The sequence below is a fragment of the Liquorilactobacillus vini DSM 20605 genome (genome assembly GCF_000255495.1).
In the GTDB taxonomy this organism is placed as follows: Bacteria; Bacillota; Bacilli; order Lactobacillales; family Lactobacillaceae; genus Liquorilactobacillus; species Liquorilactobacillus vini.
Genome location: NZ_AHYZ01000092.1, coordinates 1 through 4,140, shown reverse-complemented (window position 1 = coordinate 4,140; position 4,140 = coordinate 1). Strand labels below are relative to the sequence as shown.

The 4,140-nt window shown below is 37.2% G+C and carries 5 protein-coding genes; all 5 read right to left on the bottom strand.

What is annotated here, in order from left to right; genetic code table 11:
• Nucleotides 1–84: 84 nt before the first annotated feature.
• On the bottom strand, nucleotides 85–1,260 hold the full coding sequence (locus ON15_RS06080) for an ABC transporter permease (protein ID WP_010580598.1): 1,176 nt from the start codon (nucleotides 1,258–1,260) through the stop codon (nucleotides 85–87).
• Nucleotides 1,260–1,949, bottom strand: coding sequence for an ABC transporter ATP-binding protein (locus tag ON15_RS06075; RefSeq protein ID WP_010580597.1), 690 nt, complete (start codon nucleotides 1,947–1,949; stop codon nucleotides 1,260–1,262). Before ON15_RS06075 ends, ON15_RS06080 begins: the two co-directional genes overlap by 1 nt.
• On the bottom strand, nucleotides 1,942–3,003 hold the full coding sequence (locus ON15_RS06070) for an efflux RND transporter periplasmic adaptor subunit (RefSeq protein ID WP_010580596.1): 1,062 nt from the start codon (nucleotides 3,001–3,003) through the stop codon (nucleotides 1,942–1,944). Before ON15_RS06070 ends, ON15_RS06075 begins: the two co-directional genes overlap by 8 nt.
• 19 nt (nucleotides 3,004–3,022) lie before the next feature.
• Complete coding sequence (locus tag ON15_RS06065) at nucleotides 3,023–3,793, bottom strand: hypothetical protein (RefSeq protein WP_010580595.1); 771 nt, start codon at nucleotides 3,791–3,793, stop codon at nucleotides 3,023–3,025.
• A 35-nt stretch (nucleotides 3,794–3,828) separates the two neighbouring features.
• A partial coding sequence (locus ON15_RS11995) for a hypothetical protein (protein ID WP_010580594.1) occupies nucleotides 3,829–4,140 on the bottom strand: 312 nt, incomplete at its 5' end.

Genomic DNA, 4,140 nt, shown 5'->3' with positions numbered 1-4,140 from the left:
CTAATTAATGTTTTTTTCGAAAAAAATATCAAAGCTATTAGATTAGCCTTGATATTAAATTTAACGTTTATAAAATTAAATTTTTTACCGTAAAATATCGATCAAATTCTTATTGGCAGCTTGTTTAGCTGGCAAGATACCAAAAACAATGCCCACAAAAGCTGAGACTCCAAAAGCAAGTAAGAAAGAGTTAAGCGTCAAAATTGCTTTGAACGGCAAGGCCAGCGAAATTAGCTTGGCAAGCAACCCGCCTAAAGCAAAGCCGAGTAAACCACCACTGACCGTTAGCATAACTGCCTCTAAGAGAAATTGGAGCAAAATTGAATTTGGTTGGGCTCCGACTGCTAAGCGAATACCAATCTCTTGGGTTCGTTCTGAAACTGAAGTATACATCATATTCATGACACCAATGCCAGCAATAAATAGTGAAATTCCAGCGATGGCACTGATAAAGATTGTCAACTCGTCGATAACTTTTGAAATGCTCTTTAATAACTTGCCCAGATCAAAATATTCATAATGGCCATTTTTGTGCTGAGTTCCATTTTTCTTGAGAAATTTAACAATTTGCTTAGTTTCTTTTGAGACATTGACTCCTTGATTAAAAGTTAATTTCAAAGTATTGCCGCTATTGGCCGATAAATTTTGATAAAAAACCTTCTTTGGCAACAAGAAATTTGTTTGGTAGCGGCTGACATTTGAAGTATAGACACCAATGACTCGATAATCAACGTGTTTAATTTCAACTGAAGTACCAATCGCATTTGCTGGATCATGATATTGCTTTTTGGCCGTTTTTCGATTGATCAAGGCAACTGGACTGGCAACCGCTAGATCATATTGGTTGAGTTGGTGGCCAGCAATTAGCTTGATTCCAGTGACTGGCTTTTGCAAAAGAGTTACTGAAATATTTTTGGGCTGACTGCCAATCTGAGCACTCGTGGTAATTTTCGAAATTGGATTTAAGACCTTGACTTGTGCTAAACTGCTGAAGTTTCCCTTGATTTGCTCAACATCATTTTGAGCAAACCCCATCTTATTAGAACCGTTATTACTATAATAATTAATTTTAGTCGTTTGTTTACCGGTACTGGTAGCTTGCAACTCATTTAACAGTTTAGCCTTGACACCATTTCCTAAAGAAATAATGGTGATAACCGCAGCAATCCCAATTACAATCCCAAAGATTGTCAATAAACTACGGCGCGGATTAGTTCGCAATGATTGCCAGGCCGTTTTTAAAAGCTTGACAAATAGCATTAAGCATTCACCTCGATCTGTTCATCTGCAATGATCTGACCATCCAAAATTCGAATGATTCGCTGACCTTGATGTGCAACTCTTTCATCATGTGTAACCATAATAATTGTTGTTTGATTTTGCTGATTCAAGTTTTTAAATAATTCCATAATTTCTTTTGAAGTTTGACTATCCAAAGCTCCGGTTGGCTCATCAGCAATTAAAAATTTAGGACGAGTAATGATTGCTCGGGCAATTGAAACTCGCTGTTGCTGACCGCCAGAAAGATTAGTTGGCTTTTTTCGTTCACTACCAGCTAAGCCAACCTGTTTTAAAGCCTGAGCAACTTGTTGACCAATCATTTTTCGCTGCTGGCCAGCGTACAAAAGTGGCAAAGCAACATTTTCAGCCACCGATAAATTCTTGATCAGTTCAAAATTTTGGAAAACAAAACCAACATTTTGATTTCTTAGCCTTGAAAATTGCTTACGAGTGTAATTATGGATTGGGCGATCAAAGTAATAATAGTTTCCCTCAAATTGATCATCAAGAAAACCAATAATATTAATTAAAGTCGACTTGCCTGCACCGGATTGACCCATAATCGAAACAAACTCTCCTTGATCGATCTTTAAATTAATATTTTTTAAAATATGATAATGCTGATCACCTTGCTGATAATATTTATTGATCTTTTCTAGTTTAATCACCAGTATCCACCCGGCTTCCAACTTTTAAATTGTGGTCAGGATTGCTGACAATTTTTTGACCGGCTTGCAGTCCAGTTTTTACGATCGAAAAACCGGCTGCCTTTTTCCCACTAATTTTAATAGTTTCACTCACCCGTCGTCCCTCAACAACAAAAACTTTGCCGTGATAAATGGCCGTGCTTGGAACGCGAATTCCGGCTTGCGAAACTGAGATCTTGAGCGTTTGGCCATCAATAAAATTGCCCGAAATTGGAGCAGTAAACTGATATTTGGCATCATTTTTTTGACTGTCGCTGGCGGCCGTTGCTGATAAAAATGAAACCTGACTAGCAGTTTTATCCTTGGTAGCAACTGCCTTGATTTTCAAATTAGTTCCTGGAGTCAACTTTTTATAACTATACTCAGAAACTTCACCAACAGCCTGCATTTGATCACCTTGAAGTTGCAGGCCTGGTGTCCCATTGGCCAAATAATTGATGGTCACTGTACCGGCAAATGGTGCCGTCAATGTTTTTGTAATTTTTTGAACAGCTTTTTGTTGCTTTTGCTGGGCTTCGGTCAACTCTGCTTGTGCATCAGCCGCGTTGTTTTGAGCTTCGGTCAGTTGCTGCTTGAGATCGCTGTAATTATCATCATTGCTTGATAACTGTGCTAATTGCCGTTGCAGATTTTTAACTTGAGCATTCGTTGAATTCAAACTCCGCTGCAGTTTAGCGATCGTTTGCTGTTGATCATTGACTGAATCTTGGGCAGCTTGATTGTAAGTTGTCAATAAGGCCTGTCCTTGGCTGACATTCTCACCACTCTTTACAGCAACATTTGTGACCTTACCAGCAGGATTTTGTAATCGTTGTGTCCGACTAGCTTGAACTTTTCCCATCAAAGTCAGTGGCACCTGATGCTGCAACTTAACTACTGAATAATTGATTTGCTGCTTCGTTGTCCCTGATGACCTATGCTTAATGACTATCAATCCAATAACAGCTACTACGCAAATTACGACTGCCAAACTGATTCCCCATTGCTTTTTGCTTAACCGTTTAAATCTTTTCACATCTTTCGCCCTCTCAAAATTAATTTCTGCTTTCTACGTGATATTTCAATAAATAAATACTGCCCAAGATACTTAACATAATGACTACTAAATCATATGCAAATGAAACTGCATCACCAGTTAGTTGATCAGCAAATTTGATATCTAAAGTTAAAAATAAGCCTAATAAAACTGCAAAACCTAAAGTACTAAATATTTTTTGGTGCTTACGTGTCAGCCAGCTCATAAGTGATTCCGACAAGAGCAACACAAAACTAATATCAATAATAATGGAACCAAAGAAATCCAGCAGCGTTAAAATGATTTTTGACATTTTTTCAGCACTGATATGCAAAATAACATTGCCAGAACTGGCTGCACTTAAAGAAAAACCCAAGCTTGTCGGATTAACACTCCAAGAGATTTTAGCATAGGTATCAAAAATCAGTGCTCCAGCTAATATATTGATAGCCACCAAAACTCCAACGGTCAAAATAAAAGCCAGAATCTGCATTGAGATATTGCATAAATATAGTTGGAAACTACTAATTGGCAGCAAACGAAATTTATTGTTTGTCCAAACTCGGTTAATCATCCCTAACACCTTAATAATTCCAATTAAAATGAATGCAACTGCTAACCACAGTTCTCCTCCTCCGATACCAATTAAATTATTTCGACCATTACCAAATCTAATCAAAACAATCAATGGCCATAAAAAGGTAATCCCCAAGCCAATGATGACAAATAAACGATATTCTAGCAGTGCTTCTTTAAAAAACAGAGCACAGGCTTTTTTAGTTGAAAGCATTGTTTACCTCCTTGAATTATTGTCAAAACCGTACTTTAGCTCTGCGTTTCAACTTGGTTTTTTAGAAGAAAAATGCTGCCAATCATACATAAAATAAGTATTATTGAATTAAGTGTTAAAACCCGCCAATCAAAAATATTATTGGAAATTCTTTGCTCAACTTGGCCTCCCAGGCTCGTAAAAGCAAAGAATAACAAAAAGAAACTTACCCAGCAAACCGAATCCTGCCATCTAGGTTTTAAAAGTTTTGCTAAAGAAACAGTAACTAGCCAGAGAAAAGTTGTTTTGACGATCAGCAATATGCAAGCTATTAGCACTACTATACTAACTTTAGTTACATTTTGATT